The organism is Tardiphaga alba (assembly GCF_018279705.1).
In the GTDB taxonomy this organism is placed as follows: Bacteria; Pseudomonadota; Alphaproteobacteria; order Rhizobiales; family Xanthobacteraceae; genus Tardiphaga; species Tardiphaga alba.
Window position 1 is genome coordinate 885,001 of sequence record NZ_CP036498.1, and the last position, 15,334, is coordinate 900,334.

16 protein-coding genes and 1 tRNA gene (1 of these 17 cut by a window edge) are annotated in these 15,334 nt (G+C 62.0%); 7 read left to right on the top strand and 10 right to left on the bottom strand.

The genetic code is table 11. From position 1 onward, the window contains the following. From RPMA_RS04185 to RPMA_RS04195, 3 genes are all read right to left on the bottom strand, one after another. On the bottom strand, window positions 1-336 hold the 5' portion of the coding sequence (locus RPMA_RS04185; RefSeq protein WP_211911666.1) for a glutathione S-transferase family protein. 279 nt of this gene lie to the left of the window's left edge; 336 of the gene's 615 nt are visible here — the first part of the coding sequence; its start codon is at window positions 334-336; its stop codon lies beyond the left edge, outside the window. A 127-nt stretch (window positions 337-463) separates the two neighbouring features. Beyond that, window positions 464-1,306 (bottom strand): fumarylacetoacetate hydrolase family protein, encoded by an 843-nt coding sequence (locus RPMA_RS04190; protein ID WP_211911667.1) that lies wholly within the window; start codon window positions 1,304-1,306, stop codon window positions 464-466. A 77-nt stretch (window positions 1,307-1,383) separates the two neighbouring features. After that, window positions 1,384-2,235, bottom strand: coding sequence for an MBL fold metallo-hydrolase (locus RPMA_RS04195; RefSeq protein ID WP_211911668.1), 852 nt, complete (start codon window positions 2,233-2,235; stop codon window positions 1,384-1,386). 122 nt (window positions 2,236-2,357) lie between these two features. Here RPMA_RS04195 and RPMA_RS04200 point away from each other — a divergent pair, with 122 nt between their 5' ends. Then, the gene (locus tag RPMA_RS04200) at window positions 2,358-2,771 is read left to right on the top strand and encodes a DUF3775 domain-containing protein (protein ID WP_211911669.1); all 414 of its coding nucleotides are present in this window, start codon (window positions 2,358-2,360) and stop codon (window positions 2,769-2,771) included. 65 nt (window positions 2,772-2,836) lie between these two features. Here the strand turns inward: RPMA_RS04200 and RPMA_RS04205 are convergent, their stop codons facing one another. Continuing rightward, window positions 2,837-3,619 (bottom strand): SDR family oxidoreductase, encoded by a 783-nt coding sequence (locus tag RPMA_RS04205; RefSeq protein ID WP_211911670.1) that lies wholly within the window; start codon window positions 3,617-3,619, stop codon window positions 2,837-2,839. Window positions 3,620-3,712: 93 nt separating this feature from the next. Then, a complete protein-coding gene (locus RPMA_RS04210; RefSeq protein WP_211911671.1) occupies window positions 3,713-4,219 on the bottom strand; it encodes a CvpA family protein in 507 nt (168 codons plus the stop codon). Between the two features lie 120 nt (window positions 4,220-4,339). Here RPMA_RS04210 and RPMA_RS04215 point away from each other — a divergent pair, with 120 nt between their 5' ends. The 3 genes from RPMA_RS04215 to RPMA_RS04225 all read left to right on the top strand — a co-directional run bounded on the left by RPMA_RS04215 (window position 4,340) and on the right by RPMA_RS04225 (window position 5,976). Continuing rightward, complete coding sequence (locus RPMA_RS04215; protein WP_211911672.1) at window positions 4,340-5,101, top strand: SDR family NAD(P)-dependent oxidoreductase; 762 nt, start codon at window positions 4,340-4,342, stop codon at window positions 5,099-5,101. Between the two features lie 190 nt (window positions 5,102-5,291). Further along, window positions 5,292-5,368: transfer RNA gene (locus tag RPMA_RS04220), tRNA-Met, on the top strand. Between the two features lie 170 nt (window positions 5,369-5,538). Next, on the top strand, window positions 5,539-5,976 hold the full coding sequence (locus RPMA_RS04225; RefSeq protein WP_211911673.1) for a PPC domain-containing DNA-binding protein: 438 nt from the start codon (window positions 5,539-5,541) through the stop codon (window positions 5,974-5,976). A gap of 70 nt (window positions 5,977-6,046) precedes the next feature. On the opposite strand, the gene RPMA_RS04230 is transcribed toward RPMA_RS04225, so the two are convergent. The 5 genes from RPMA_RS04230 to RPMA_RS04245 all read right to left on the bottom strand — a co-directional run bounded on the left by RPMA_RS04230 (window position 6,047) and on the right by RPMA_RS04245 (window position 8,347). Next, window positions 6,047-6,295 carry a hypothetical protein gene (locus tag RPMA_RS04230; RefSeq protein WP_211911674.1) on the bottom strand — a complete coding sequence of 83 codons (249 nt, stop codon included), beginning with the start codon at window positions 6,293-6,295 and terminating at the stop codon, window positions 6,047-6,049. Between the two features lie 118 nt (window positions 6,296-6,413). After that, window positions 6,414-6,605: a hypothetical protein gene (locus RPMA_RS04235; protein ID WP_211911675.1), complete on the bottom strand. Its 192-nt coding sequence runs from the start codon at window positions 6,603-6,605 to the stop codon at window positions 6,414-6,416. Between the two features lie 55 nt (window positions 6,606-6,660). After that, window positions 6,661-6,888 (bottom strand): DUF2171 domain-containing protein, encoded by a 228-nt coding sequence (locus tag RPMA_RS04240; protein ID WP_211911676.1) that lies wholly within the window; start codon window positions 6,886-6,888, stop codon window positions 6,661-6,663. Window positions 6,889-6,957: 69 nt separating this feature from the next. Continuing rightward, a complete protein-coding gene (locus RPMA_RS28220) occupies window positions 6,958-7,086 on the bottom strand; it encodes a hypothetical protein (RefSeq protein ID WP_256438193.1) in 129 nt (42 codons plus the stop codon). A 97-nt stretch (window positions 7,087-7,183) separates the two neighbouring features. Then, window positions 7,184-8,347, bottom strand: coding sequence for an acyl-CoA dehydrogenase family protein (locus tag RPMA_RS04245; RefSeq protein WP_211911677.1), 1,164 nt, complete (start codon window positions 8,345-8,347; stop codon window positions 7,184-7,186). 185 nt (window positions 8,348-8,532) lie between these two features. Between RPMA_RS04245 and RPMA_RS04250 the strand changes: the two genes are divergently transcribed. From RPMA_RS04250 to RPMA_RS04260, 3 genes are all read left to right on the top strand, one after another. Then, window positions 8,533-9,948: an amidase gene (locus RPMA_RS04250; protein WP_211911678.1), complete on the top strand. Its 1,416-nt coding sequence runs from the start codon at window positions 8,533-8,535 to the stop codon at window positions 9,946-9,948. A 162-nt stretch (window positions 9,949-10,110) separates the two neighbouring features. After that, window positions 10,111-12,102, top strand: coding sequence for a methyl-accepting chemotaxis protein (locus tag RPMA_RS04255; RefSeq protein ID WP_211911679.1), 1,992 nt, complete (start codon window positions 10,111-10,113; stop codon window positions 12,100-12,102). A 272-nt stretch (window positions 12,103-12,374) separates the two neighbouring features. Further along, the gene (locus RPMA_RS04260) at window positions 12,375-15,293 is read left to right on the top strand and encodes an autotransporter outer membrane beta-barrel domain-containing protein (protein ID WP_211911680.1); all 2,919 of its coding nucleotides are present in this window, start codon (window positions 12,375-12,377) and stop codon (window positions 15,291-15,293) included. Window positions 15,294-15,334 lie beyond the last annotated feature (41 nt).

The window sequence follows — 15,334 nt, forward strand, 5'->3', positions numbered from 1 at the left end:
GCACAGCAGCATGGATTCGGTCATGCCCTGGATCATGGCGTGCTCGCTCTTCACCTTCCAGCGCGCGCTGCCCGATGACGGGATCAGTTTTCCGCCGCCAGCGAGCTCATCGAGATATTCGGTGATGTTGTAGCTGTCGACGATCACCAGCCCATCGTCCAGAATGAGCGCCGGGATCTTGCGCAGCGGATTGACGTCATGCGCATAGGCCGCGTTGATCTGTGTCGGCGCGACGACCGTCGGCACCATCTCGATCTTGTCGATCAGTCCGAGTTCGGTCGCGGCGATGCGCACCTTGCGGACGAAGGGCGAGGTCGGAGAGAAAGTCAATTTCATTGGGAGTCCTTTGAATTGGATTTTCGTCATTGCGAGGACCGTCAGCGACGAAGCAATCCAGTCATTCTTCACTTGGTTTCTGGATTGCTTCGCTGCGCTCGCAATGACGGCTGACAGCAACGGTGGCTTAAGCCGCCACGACCTTCTGCTTCTGCTCGCCGAGGCCTTCGATGCCGAGGGTCATGACGTCGCCGACTTCGAGGAATTTCGGCGGCTTCATGCCGAGGCCGACGCCCGGCGGGGTGCCTGTGGTGATGATGTCGCCGGGCATCAGGGTCATCATGCCGGAGAGATATGACACGATCTGTGGCACATTGAAGATCATGGTGGCGGTCGAGCCGGTCTGGCAGCGCTTGCCATTGACATCGAGCCACATGCTGAGCTTGTGCACGTCGGCGATCTCGTCCTTGGTGACGATCCACGGGCCGAGCGGGCCGAACGTGTCGTGCGACTTGCCCTTGGTCCACTGGCCGCCACGCTCGATCTGGAAGAAACGCTCGGAGACGTCGTTGCACACGGCATAGCCGGCGACATGCTTCAACGCATCGGCTTCGGACACATACTTGGCTTTCGTGCCGATAATGATGGCGAGTTCGACTTCCCAGTCGAGCTTGGTGGAGCCGCGCGGTTTCTCGACATCGTCATTGGGGCCGCAGAGTGAATTCAGCGCCTTCATGAAGACGATGGGCTCGGAAGGGATCGGCATGTTGGATTCGGCGGCATGGTCCGCATAGTTCAGGCCGATGGCGATGAATTTCGGCTTCCCGCCGACCGGCGAGCCATAGCGCTGTTGGCCTGTGACTTCGGGGAGCGAGGCGGGGTCGATGGCGGCGAGCTTGGCCAGATTGTCCGGCGAGAACGCGTCGTCGGCGAAATCCTTGATCTTGCCGGAGAGGTCGCGCAGCTTGCCGGTATTGTCGATCAGTCCCGGCTTCTCGCTGCCGAACGCGCCGTATCTTACGAGTTTCATTGTCGTCTCCCTGGAGCCTTTATTTGGCGGCTGAAGTTGTGGAACACCGCGCGGCGAAATTCAATCCGCGTGGCTGCTCAGTTTTGCAGCGCATCAAAACGCCAAGCATCGCCGTCATGCTTGATGTGGCCAGCGCCGTAGTGACCGCCGATCACCAGCGTCGGCGTGTCTGCAAAACGCGTAAACAGCTCACGTCGTGAGCGGATGGATTGTGCGGGATCGGAATCAGCCGTCGAGGCCCAATCGGGATGCGCCATCTGCACGGGATGATGCGCGGCATCGCCCGTGAGCAAAGCTTCTTCCCCGCCCGATTTGATATGCACGCTCATATGGCCGGGGCTGTGGCCGGGCGTCGGGATCAGCGTGATTTCATTGGCGACAGTGGCATCGGCTGCGATGAGATCGACCAGCCCGGCATCGACAACCGGTTTGATGCTGTCGTTGAACACGGCGATGTATTCGGGCCGTTCGCTATGGTCCTTCCAGTACGTATATTCGTCGCGTCCGAAGAGGTAGCGCGCATTCGGGAAGGTCGGCATCCATCGTCCATCGACCAGCCGCGTATTCCAGCCCACATGGTCCACATGCAGATGCGTGCACAGCACGGTGTCGATGCTGTTGGGCGCGAAACCGGCCTCGGTGAGGTGGCGCAGGAACGGCGTGTCGAGATGATTCCAGGTCGGCACCGAGCGGCCTTCCTTGTCGTTGCCGAGACAGGTATCGACGATGATGCGTCGCGTCGGCGTTTCCACCACCAGCGCATGGATCGACATTTTCAGCCGGCCTTCCTCATTGGCAAATTCGGGGATCAGCCAGGGCAGGGCTTTCACCTCGTCGGGGCCGGCTTGCGGAAGGATGAAGCGCGTGCTCCCCGTCGTCCGGCTTTCGAGAATTCGCGTGATCCTGACCTTGCCGATTGTCCACTGCATGTGGCGTTCACTCCCGTGTTCTTATTTGGGCAGGAGGATGCGGATTTTGCGCTGCTGGCGCAATGGATCATCTCGCATTGCTGTGCGTTGGAAGCGACACAACTGTTTCCGAGGAGCGCATTATGCCAGAACTCGCCATTTCATCCGATAAAGTCGGCTTCCTGATCGAGAAGGCCCGGCAATTCGACGCCAAGGATATCGAGGTCGATACCGATGAGGGCTCGAACGGTGCCGACGACAGGATGATCGATGTGCTGGAGGATGACGGCAGCGATCCCGTCGTTAAGGAGATCGCCGGCTTCATCGCCGCCCTGAGTGAAGATGAGAAAACCGATCTCGTTGCTTTGATGCGGCTCGGCCGCGGCGACGCCACGATCGACGAATGGGCCGATCTGCGCCGCGAGGCGGCGGAGGGCAATAATGGCCGTACGGCGCGCTATCTGCTTGGCGAGCCATTGCTGGGCGATCTGCTGGCAGAGGGGCTGGAAGAATTCGGCATAGAATGGGCCGACGAGCGCACGACGCCCGTGCATTGATCTGGGAAAGAAGAAGGGCGATCGGCTCACGCCGACCGCCCTTCTTTGCATGGGGTGCGATGCTCTTACATCGTGCCCGGGAACGCACCACCGTCGAGCAGGATGTTTTGGCCGGTGATAAAGCCCGACTTGGCGCTGCACAGCCAGGCGCAGGCTTGGCCGAACTCGTCGGCTTCACCGAAACGGCCCGCCGGATTTTCGCTGGCGCGCTGCTTGAGGATTTCTTCGACGGACTTGCCGCTGTTCTTCGCCTGACCCGCAGCTACGCCACGAATGCGGTCGGTGTTGAACGGGCCGGGCAGCAATCCGTTGATGGTGACGTTGTTACGCACGGTCTTGCGCGACAGGCCGGCGACAAAGCCTGTGAGGCCCGAGCGAGCACCGTTGGACAGGCCGAGCACATCGATCGGCGCCTTCACGGCGGCCGAGGTGATGTTGACGATGCGGCCGAACTTGCGCTCCATCATGCTGTCCACCGTGGCCTTGATCAGCTCGATCGGCGTCAGCATATTGGCGTCGATGGCCTTGATCCAGTCGTCGCGGGTCCAGTTGCGGAAATCGCCGGGCGGCGGGCCGCCGGCATTGTTGACGAGAATGTCGATCTGGCCGGCTGCTTTCAGCGCGGCCTCGCGGCCTTCCGGCGTGGTGATGTCGCCGACCACCTCAATAACCTCGACGCCCGGATTGGCTTTGCGGACTTCGGCGGCGGCGGCAGCGAGCACATCGCCGCCGCGCGCCGTCATGGTCACATGCACGCCTTCGGCGGCAAGCGCTGCGGCGCAGCCAAGCCCGAGACCCTTGCTCGATGCGCAGACCAATGCGCGACGGCCTTTAATTCCAAGATCCACGATGTCTCTCCCTGAATGTCTAACTTGTCGATGGCGCACACTCTAGCGGTTCCCGCCATGCGAGGTAAGCCGGGTGGATATGCGCAGACGCGTCTATGGCCGCTGCCCGCGCTTCAACTGATCAAAGCGCGTGGTGACATCCGGCGGCAGCGAGCGAATGCCGGTCTGGCCGAGCCGTGACAGCAGCGGACGCAGATGCGAGCCGGTGAGATAGGGCGGCTGCATATTGGCCGGCACCAGCTGATCAAAGATCAGCACCAGGGTCAACGCGATCAGGCCGACGCGGATGGCGCCGAGCAATGCGCCGCCAAGTCTGTCGCCGATGCCGATATGCGCGCCGATCAGGTCATTGACGGCAAGGCGCAGCAGCGAGCCCAGCACGATGCCCGCGACCAGAAACATGGCGAAGAAGATCAGTGAATTCTGCGCCTGCGATGTGGTCGTCGCCTGCGGCAGGATCAGGCCGGTGATCCAGATGGCGATGGGCGCGGCAACAAGATAGCCGAGAATGGTGACGGCGCTACGCAACAGGCCGGCGCGAAAGCCGAGCACGACAGCCACGATGAGCGCGGCATAGATGACGACGTCGAAACTGTTCATCGCGCCCTCACGGCGCGGCAATTCCGCGCGATAGAAATCCGGATAATCCCCGCGGTTTTGCGATCGCTGCAAGGCCGGCTATCACTAGGCCAACAGAACAGCACGCAGCAGGGAACGACCATGTCCGCTATATTCGACGTCTCCAAGGAAGTCATCCTCGTCACCGGCGCCTCGCAGGGGCTCGGCCGCCAGTTCGCGCGCGTGTTGTCCGCGCATGGCGCCGCCGTGGTGCTGGCGGCGCGGCAGACCGGCAAGCTGGAGGCCCTGCAGAAGGAGATCACCGACAAAGGCGGCCGCGCTTTCGCCGTGTCGATGGATGTCACCGACAATGCCTCGATCGCAAAGGCGTTTGACGCTGCCGAGAAGGCGCTTGGGCCGGTCACCGTGCTGATCAACAATGCCGGCATTGCCGTGGAGAAGATGGCCATCGATCAGACCGAAGCCGATTGGGATTCGGTGATGGGCGCCAATCTCAAAGGCGCTTACTTCGCGGCGACGGAAGCGGCGCGCCGCATGATCGCGCACAAGGTCGAAGGCAATATCGTCAACATCGCTTCGGTGTTGGGCTTCGGCCTGACCAAGGCGGTGTCGCCTTATGCGATCTCGAAGGCTGGCATCGTGCAGGCCACCAAAGCGCTGGCGCTGGAACTGGCTGCGCACCGCATCCGCGTCAACGCGCTGGCGCCGGGCTATATCGATACCGACATCAACCACGCCGCCTGGGACACGCCGGTTGGCGAAAAGCTGGTCAAGCGCATCGCCCAGCGCCGGGTCGGCCATGAGAGCGATCTCGATGGCGCCATCCTGCTGCTGGCCTCTGGCGCGTCGCGCTATATGACCGGCAGCACGGTCACCGTGGATGGCGGGTTTCTGCTGAGCTGAGGGGGCCGTATTTCTCCCCAGCACGTCATAAAAACGCAAAAAGATGCCCGCTGCCCCTTCCCAAAGCCGGCGGGCATTGATAGATACCCCTCACGCCGAGGCACTGCCCGGCTTCTTCTCAGGAACTTCAGATCTGGGATCGCTCGCGCCTCTGGCGCCGGCATCTGGATCATGTTCCCGAAAGCATTGGCGCGGGGTGGAGCAGCCCGGTAGCTCGTCAGGCTCATAACCTGAAGGTCACAGGTTCAAATCCTGTCCCCGCAACCAATTCCTTCCTTTACCGGGGAAGGGCCCGAAAAGCCGCCGCATCCCGGCGGCTTTTTCGTTTTGGGACGGTCGCCCCGGGGCGGCATGATGTCCGGGCCGGGAACAGCGCGAGGTCCGTCTCGTTCACTCACCGATTCAACAATGGAGGTGAATGGATGAGGGGCAGGATCGTGTCCGCAGACGATGGCGTGAAGACCCATGTGGTCATACTCGAGACGGGCGATGAAGCCTTCGAGGCGCTGACGAAATATATCAACGACGCCGGCATCGCCGCCGCATCGATCACTGCGATTGGCGCCTTTAAGCAGGCGACAGTGGCCTTCTATCACTACGAAACTAAGTCCTACACGGACATCCCGGTCCTCGAAGCCAGCGAAGTGCTGAGCCTGCTCGGCGATGTCGCTGTGGGCGATGACGGCAAGGCTGGCTTGCATCTGCACGCCGTGCTCGGCCTTGCTGATGGATCGGTGCGCGGCGGACATTTTCTCAAGGGGACCGTGCGGCCGACGCTCGAAGTCATCATCACGGAAACGCCCGCCTGCTTGCGCCGCAAGAAGCGCGACGATCTCGGCATTGCACTGATCGATCTGCAAAAGAGCCGGTCGTGACGCTCTTAACGGAAAAGCCGCGCAGACGCAGTGAGCGTCGCGCGGCTCTGTGATGGCGAAAAGTTGAAGATTACTTCTTCATGCCATCTTTCTTCATGTCATCTTTCTTCATCGTTCCGTCGCTCTTCATCATATTGTTGTCCTTCTTCATTTTCGAATCCGGGCGATCAACGGCAGCGCCGGTACTGGTTGTGCCCGGCTGATTGACGCCTGCGCCGGTGGAGCCGGGCTGTGGCGCGCTTGGATTGGCTCCGGACTGCGCGAAGGAGGCAGAGGCGGACAATGCGACGATGGCGGAAGCAATGATGAGCTTGTTCATATGCATAATCCCTGTTTGAGGCACATGAACTCAATAAGGGACATCATGCCTTGTTCCGCTTGCTGTAGAGATCGACTGCTCACGATGTGTCGCCGTATGTGACGAGCTTCGTGAATGACTATCTCGCCGGATTGCGACCGGTGCGCGGATTGAGCGGCGGCGTTGCTTCGCGCGCCAGCCTCAGCGGTACTGGATTTTCCCAGACCTGCTGCAGATGGCCGTCGTCACCAGCGTGGAAGTAAGGCTCTTTGCCGACGGGCGTCACTGCATCATAGGCGCCGTTACGTTTGTCGGTGTAATCGTCGGGCATGATGTGCTCCCTCGATGAAAGGCCGCCCGGCCGTGGTCGGGCGGCGCGTTCGTTATCAACCGGCCCAATGTGCGGTGACTTCCGCGGCGGGCTTGTTGAGGTGGACATGGGCGTCGACATGATCGACCCAGCCGACCGGAATGAAGTGATGATGGGCGCCGTCAGGCGAGCTCGATTTCGTCAGCTTGATTTTGTCGCTGCCTTCGAGATGGTCGACCTTGCCGACCGTTTTCCGGTCCGACGAAATGACGTCCATGTGTTCTTTGATCTTCGACGTGTCCATCGCAATATCCTCGTTGGATTGAGATGGTTGCAACCGGATGTCGCGGGAAAGGTTGCCGTGCGCGCGGCGTCAGGTGCGAAAATAGGCGAACAGCATCATTACGACGAGCGCTGCAGCGCCGACCCACAGCAGCAGGCTGATCGACAGCGTCTTGGCCTCGGACGGCGTATGGCCGGCGGATTTTTCCTCAGGGAGCATGGTGCGGTTCCTGCATGGCAAGACGGGCATGATGAGGTCCCATCATGCCTTCTTGCTATGTGAGCAATCCGCAGCGCTGTGATCCGTTCCGTCGCGATCAGCCGTGCTGTGCGGCCTTCCAGTCGCGCTTGATCTTCTTGGCGAGCGACCATTTGTGCACTTCGGTCGGGCCGTCATAGATGCGGAAGGCGCGGACTTCGCGGAATGCCTGTTCCACGATGGTGTCGCCGGAGACGCCCATGCCGCCCATCACCTGCACGCAGCGGTCGGCGATGCGCATCAGCGCTTCGGAGACCGCGACCTTGGCCATCGAGCTTTCATTGGTGCCGAGCGAGCCGGAATCCAGCACGCTCGCGCACCAGTCGATCATCAGCTCGCATTGTTTGATATCGATCAGGTTCTCCGCCAGCATGAAGCCGACGCCTTCGTGATCCACCAGCGGCTTGCCGAAGGCATTGCGGCGGCAGGCATAGTCCGACGCGATCTCGTTGGCGCGCATGCACAGGCCGAGCCAGCGCATGCAATGCGACAGGCGTGCGGGCGAGAGGCGGATCTGCGCATATTTGAAACCTTCGCCGGATGCGCCGAGCATCTGGTCGGCGGGAACGCGCAGATTGTCGATGTCGATTTCGGCATGGCCGCCGGGCATCGAACTGTCGATGGTCTCCAGCACGCGGACAATGCGGATGGCAGGATCGGGCAGGTCCACCAGAAACATGCAGGCGCCATCATCGGACTTCGCCATGACGATGCCGACCTTGGCGCCATCGGCACCGGTAATGAAAGTCTTGCGGCCATTGATGACCCAGTGATTGCCGTCAAGCTTGCACGTGGTCAGCATCATCGAGGGATCGGAGCCGGCGCCATTGTCGCCCGCGGGCTCGGTCATGAAGAAGGCCGAGCGCGAGGCGCCGGACACGAGCTGATCGAGGAAGCGCTTCTTCTGCTCCGATGTGCCGACCTTGCCGAGCAGATACATATTGCCTTCATCGGGCGCCATGGTGTTGCAGGCGAGCGGACCGAGCGGCGACAGGCCGGTCTTGATGAGGGCGATGGCCGTCTCGCGCTGGGTGAAATGCGAACCGTCGGCGAGGATATGCGGCGTCAGCACGCCGGCCTCGCGCGCCTTGTCGCGCAGCTCCTGCACCAACTCGTCGCTTGGGCCATGGCTGCCGCAGCGGGGATCCTTCTCATAGGGGATCACGACATCGCGGATGAAGGTCTCGATCTTGGCGGCAATGGCCTGGGCGCGCTCGGTCATGTCGGTTGTGTCCTTGGTCGTTTCTCGGTTGCCGGCTTGTTCTGAGCAAATCTTGTGTCGGGGACGGTGGCCGCCGTCAACCGCATCGGCTGCATTCCGTCATGCGAGACACGCTTTGCGTGGTCTTGACCTATCGCAGGATCGGGGCAGCATATGGCCGCCATACAGATGGGGAATGACGGGACATGTCGGATCAATCGGCCGTAGCGCAGGATCAACTGAGCTTTCTCAATGCCGGCGAACTCGTCGCCGGATACAAAGCGCGGGAATTCACGCCGGATGATGTGGTCGCATCCCATCTCGCGCGCATCGCGGCGCTGAACGGCAAGGTCCATGCCTTCATCGACGTCTATGCCGATGAAGCCCGCGCGGCCGCGGCACGGTCCACGCAGCGTTATGCGGACGGCAAATCGCTGGGCGCGCTCGACGGCGTGCCGATCGGCGTCAAGGATCTGATCGAGATCGCAGGCAGGGTCTGCACCGCCGGCTCTGCCACGCGGCGGGATCGCGTTGCGACGCAGACGGCGACCATCGTGACCAAGCTGGAAGCGCAAGGCGCCATCGTGCTCGGGAAGGTGCATACCGTCGAATTCGCGCTCGGCGGCTGGGGCACCAATCAGCATCTCGGCGCACCCAGCAATCCCTGGAATGCCGACGTGCCGCATACGGCCGGCGGCTCCAGCAATGGCTCGGCGGCAGCGGTGGCTGCACGACTCGCGACCATCGCCATCGGCACCGATACCGGCGGCTCCGTGCGCGGGCCCGCGGGTTTCAATAATCTGTTCGGCCTGAAAACCACATCGGGCCGCATCAGCCTGCATGGCATCGTGCCGCTGTCGCCGTCGCTCGATACGGTGGGGCCGCTGGCGCGCTCGGTGCACGATGCGGCGCTGCTGTTCCAGGCGATGCAGGGGCCGGATGACCGCGACCCCACCACGGCGGATATCGCGCCGAGCGATCCCTTCGCCGAACTCGAGGCCGGCGTGCGTGGCCTCACGCTGGCAGTCATCGACGATCGCGAACGCAAGCCCGTCGATCCCGATATTCTCAAGGCCTATGACGCCGCCATCGAGGTCTACAGGACACTCGGCGCGAACATCGTCACCATCGATCTGCCGAAGCCGCTGCCGGAATTTTCGCGCGCGGCGGAGATCATGATGGGCGAAGCCTATGCGATCCACGGCGTGGTGGCGGATAATCCGGCCTCACCGATGGATGAGGGCGTGCGCGTCCGCGTGCAGAGCGGGAAAGTGTCGGCCAAGGCCTATATCGAAGCACGCTGGCGCGCGCAGGCCGACAAGGCCGCGATGCTGCAGGCGCTCGGCAAGGCCGATGCGCTGCTCGCGCCGACCTCACAGGTGCCGCCGATGCCGCTTGCCGATGTGGATGAAGCGACGACACCGGCGACATTGACGCGCTTCGTCAACCAGATCGGCTTCTGCGGCCTCGCGATCCCCATCGGCTTCACGTCGAAGGCGATGCCAACCTCGCTGCAGGTGGTGTGCCGTCCCTATCAGGAAGCGCTCGCGCTGCGTATCGGCCGCGCGCATGAAGCGGCGACCGATTGGCATACTCGCGTTCCGCCGCTGGCGAAGATGTGACGTGATGCCATGTGTTGCGTACTGATGACGTTGCGATGTCAGTGCGCCAAATCCCCATGAAATAAACATCTCACATCCACGGCATTGCGCTATGGATGTTTAGCTCTTGTTAGAAGCGACGAATTATCCGGTCCGCAAAATTCCAATCGGCGCGCGGACCTTATGTCAAAAACGTACACTTCCTATCGCAAGTTCTCCCGCATCGTGATGCCGCGTGTCGGCCTGCGTGTGCAGATTGCGTTGCTCGGACTGCTCAGCGTGGTTGCGATCGGCGCGATCTGCCTTGCCGGATTGCATTTCGACGCACGGGCACAGGTCGCGTCCGATCATGCATTGAAACTACGTCATGAGGTGGCAGCATTGGCCACCGGCTATCTCGAGGCCGGTCAGGTCGCCAATGCCTTCATGCGCACGCGCGAGGAACAGAATGTCACGCGGCACGAGGAGGTCGTGAGCACGCTGCTCGCTGGTCTCGCCAGTATCGAGAGCGTCATGAAGCAGTCGACCGACACCGACGACGCCAGAAGCGACAGCGCGCTGCGGTCCGGTCTCAGCCTCTACCGCACGCGTTTCAACAATATCGTTTCCATGCAGCGGCAGCTCGGATTGAAGGAAAGCGAGGGCCTGCAAGGACGGCTGCGCAATGCCGTGCATGAAGCGGAGACGAAGCTCGCTGGGCATGACGTGCCGCGACTTACCACGCTGATGCTGATGATGCGCCGGCATGAGAAGGATTTCATGCTGCGCGGCGGCGACAAATATGGCGAAGATTTCGACAAGCGGCAGGAGCAGTTCGCGGAGGCGTTGTCCGAATCCGGGCTGTCGGAAGCGGTGCAGACCGAGATCGAGGCGGCGATGAAGGCTTACAGCCAGAGTTTTGCCGGCTATCAGGTGACCCAGAGCCTGTTGAATGACGAGATCGCCGATTTCGCCACCGTGTTCCAGCGCAACCGTCCGGGCCTCGACGAGCTGATCAAGACCGCGGACGCGCGTTACGATGCCGCTACGCTGCGCGCCGCCGAGGTCCGCCAGATGATGACCTGGGCGATTGCCGGTGCCACGCTGCTGATCGGCCTGCTCGCCGCGATCTTCGGCCAGCGTATCGCCAATGCGGTGGCGGGCATGACGCGGGCGATGCAGGAACTCGCCAAAGGCGATTTCACCGTGGTGCTGCCGGGCCTGGATCGCGGTGACGAGATCGGCGCGATGGCGCGGGCGGTGGAGAATTTCAAGCTCGTCGCGCACGAGAAGGCCGAAGAGGATACCCGCACCAAAATGCGCGAGGTGGCCGAGGCCGCGGAGACGCGCCGCGCTGATATGGAACAGGTCGCCGACCAGTTCGAAAGCGAAGTTGGTCGCATCATCGAACTCGTCGCTGCCGCATCGCATGAACTCGAGGCCGAGGCGGGCTCGATGTCGCAAACCGCGAGCAATGCGCAGGATCTGTCGCTCAAGGTGGCGCAGGCATCGGAGGAAACATCGTCCAGCGTGCAGTCGGTGGCTTCGGCGAGCGAGGAAATGGCGGCGTCGGTGGTGGAAATTGGCCGCCAGGTGCAGCAGTCGTCACAGATTGCCGGCGAGGCGGTGGATCAGGCACGCATGATGAACGACCGCGTGGCGCTGCTGGCGGCAGCGGCGGCGAAAATCGGCGATGTCGTGCAGTTCATCTCCAGCATCGCGTCGCAGACCAATCTGCTGGCGCTGAACGCGACCATCGAGGCCGCGCGGGCCGGTGATGCGGGGCGCGGTTTTGCCGTCGTGGCGTCCGAAGTGAAAGCCCTGGCGGCGCAGACCTCGAAGGCGACGGACGAAATCTCGAAACAGATATTCGACATTCAGTCGGCAACGCAGGATTCGGTGGGCGCCATCGAGGCGATTGGCGGCACCATCAACCGTATGTCGGAAATCGCGTCTTCCATCGCTTCAGCAGTGGAAGAGCAGAGCGCGTCGACGCAGGAAATCTCACGCAACGTGCAGCATGCCGCGCAGGCGGTGATCGAGGTCAGCGCCAATATCGCGGAGGTCGAGCGCAGCGCCAGCGAGACCGGCACGGCGTCGGGCCATGTGCTGTCTGCAGCGCAGTCGCTGTCGGAGGACAGCACGCGGCTGAAGAGCGAGGTGGGTGAGTTCCTGCAGCGCGTGCGGGCGGCTTAAAGCTCGTCGTGACGCTGCGCAGCAATGTTGGTCACAGCGTCGATTGTTGCGTGATCATGCGCACAGATTGTCGGCGCGCCTCCTTCGTTCGCAGGACGCCGACAGTCGTCGTCCATCGCTAGACCTCTCCATGCCGAGGCCGTGTGGGTGCCTTCGGCTTGCGGTGGGGAATAGAGATGATTCTGATACTGGTTCGCGGGCTTGCACGGTGGCATCAGCGTCGCTGGTTGCTCGGTGGGTGCGCATACGCAGCGCTGCTCGCCGCGACAGCCATGCCGTTGCAGCAGGCCGAGGCGGCCTGCACGCCGTCATCGCCGCTGCCGGTCGACAGCATCACCACGGTGACCTGCACTGGCACCACCACCAATGCCAACGGCACCAACGGCTATGGCGTCGCGACGGATCTGGGCGGTACCTATAATATCGGGGCCGGTGCGTCCGTCACCGGAACCGACACGGGCATTCGCTTCCTCGGCGGCGCCGTCAACAATGACGGCACCGTTAGCGGTGATACCGGCATCGAGGGCAGTTTCGTCGTGCTCAACAATGCCGGGACGATTTCCGGTACGGGCAATACGGGAGCGGCGGTGTCGTCATTCGCGTCGGCAACGATCACGAATAGCGGTACGATCGACAGCGTCCAGAATGCGGTGGTGATCCAGAATGGCGACATCGTCAACTCCGCATCAGGCACCATGTCCGGCGGATTTCGCGGTGTGTCGCTCTATGACACCGGCAAGATCAGCAATGCCGGCATGATTTCCGGCGGTGTCTACGGCATCACCTTTCTCGGGACATTCGGCACGGCGTCGCTGACGAATTCCGGCGCCGTCACCGCCGGAGATTTCGGCGTGTGGGCGGACAAGACCATCACCGTCGTCAATTCCGGAGCGATCAGCGGAACCGCCGTCAACGGTGTCGGCATCTGGTCCAGCGCGGGTGTCAATCTGACCAATAGCGGCGATATCATCGCCAACGGCATCGGCGTGCAGAGCCAGAGCGCCAACATCGTCAATGCGAAGACGATCTTCGGCGCCGGCACAGGCATTTCTGTGGCGACTCTGAATCTGACCAACGACACCGGCGGCGCGATCGGGTCGTCGATTGCCAATGGAAGCGCCATCATCGCGACTACGGCAACGATCGCAAACAAGGGATCGATCATCGCCACTGGCTCAGGCAGCAGCGGGATCACAGCCGACACCGTGGATGTGACAGCGAATTCGGGGACGATTTCGGGCAAGAACTCCGGGATCGATGCAGCCAACCACATCCGCTTGGTCAACCTGAACGGAGGCGCCGTGTCAGGCCTCTTTAGCGCGGTCAGCGCCGGTAACACCACGGATGTCACCAACCATGGAACGATTTCAGGAATTACCGCTATCGCCGCCTCGAATCTCGCGCGGGTCGATAATTTCGGCAGTGTAATGGCTAGCAGTTCTGCTGTGTTTTCGGATCGCTCCGTCGTGACGAATTGGGGATCAATCTCGGTCTCCAACGGCGCCAATGCCACAGCAGTTTTTGGAGGGCAGGAAGCCAACATCGCCAATTACGGGACGATCTCTGCGGACAATGCATTTGCCATTAACGCTCCGAGCGCGACCATCAGCAACTACAAAGGGGGCGTCATCTCAAGTCAGAAAGATGCAGTCGCGGGCAACGACGTGATCATCGCAAATGATGGCATCATTCGCGCAACAGGGGCGACCGGCAATGCACTCAATGGCGTCAATGCCGTCCAACTGGCGAATACAGGCCTCATTTCCGGCGGAGCGAATGGCGTTCTGGCTGGAGGACTGGCAGCCGTGACGAACTCCGGCGAGATCTCCGGTGTCATCGGGATTCAGGCGAATGGCGCCGCCACCATCGTCAATTCCGGGACGATCACCGGCACCGGCGGCGTGGCGATCAAGCTCAGCAATGCGAATGACACCGTGACGCTGCAGGCGGGCTCGCGCATCAATGGTGTCATCGACATGGGCTTCGGCACCGGTGACGTCGTCAATGCTGCGGTGACGCCGCTCAGCGGCAAGCTGTCCTCGCTCACCTCGGTGGTGTTGCCGAACCTGATCAATTTCGAAGGTACGCTCAATGCCACCGCCTCGGCAGGCGATTTCAAGGGGCCGGTTGCGGCTTCCGGGCTGCAGATCGCTGCGCTCGATCCCACGGCGCTTGCGCAGGCCGATCGTGCGCTGCTCGATTTCAGCGGCGGCGTCTCGTCGCTGGTGCGCGGCCGGCTGAGCGGCGGATCGGCATCGTCCGCCAATGGCATGATGGCGATGGCCTATGCGCCGGACGGCAGCAGGGGCGGGCCCTTCAGCAAAATCGCGGGCAGGGATGTACGCACCGACCCGACACCGATCACGGTCTGGGCCAACAGCTTCGGTGGCCAGCGTGTGCAGGATGCGAGCGACGTCACCTTGCGGTCGAACACGCGTTCGTGGGGCAGTGCCATCGGCATCGATCGCAAACTGCGGCCGGATTGGCTGGTCGGCGCCTTTGTCGGCGGTGGTGCCGGCGGCGTGTCGGTCGATCTGGGATCGCAGACGGTGGATACCGATTACGTTTTTGGTGGCGCCTATAGCCGCTTTGCCTGGGACAGGCATTTCATCGATATCACCCTGCAAGGCGGCCATGCCGCCAATTCGTCGCGGCGTCTCGTGCTGGTCGATGGTGGATCGCAGACGGCGACGGCAAGCTACAATGGCTGGTTCATCAGCCCCGAGATCGCCTACGGACAGCGCTTCGATATCGGCAACGGCTATGTGCTGACGCCGACGGCGCGGCTGCGCTATGTCGCAGGCCAGTTCGACGGCTATAGCGAGACCGGATCGGCGCAGGGGCTCAGCATCGGCAGCCGCATGCTGCACAATATTGAAGAGCGCGCCGAATTCGATGTTTCGAAAACATCATCATTCTTCGGCGGTGACCATGTGCTGAAGACGCATGTCCATGGCGGCATCGTCGCGATGCAGCGGCTCGGCGATAGCACGGTCAATGCGATCCTGATCGGACAGAACCTGTCCTTCGCTACACCGGGCAGCAATAGCAGCGTGGGTGCTGTCGGTGGTGCGGGCTTCGACTATCACACCAGCAGGAATATTGCTGTGTTCGGTGCGGTGGAAGGCCTGGTGATGTCGGATCAGAGCCGCACGGTGACTACGAAGGGCGGCATCCGCGCCACATTCTGATTGGGGCATCGCGGGAGTGGATGCAGTTGTACCGCATCCAC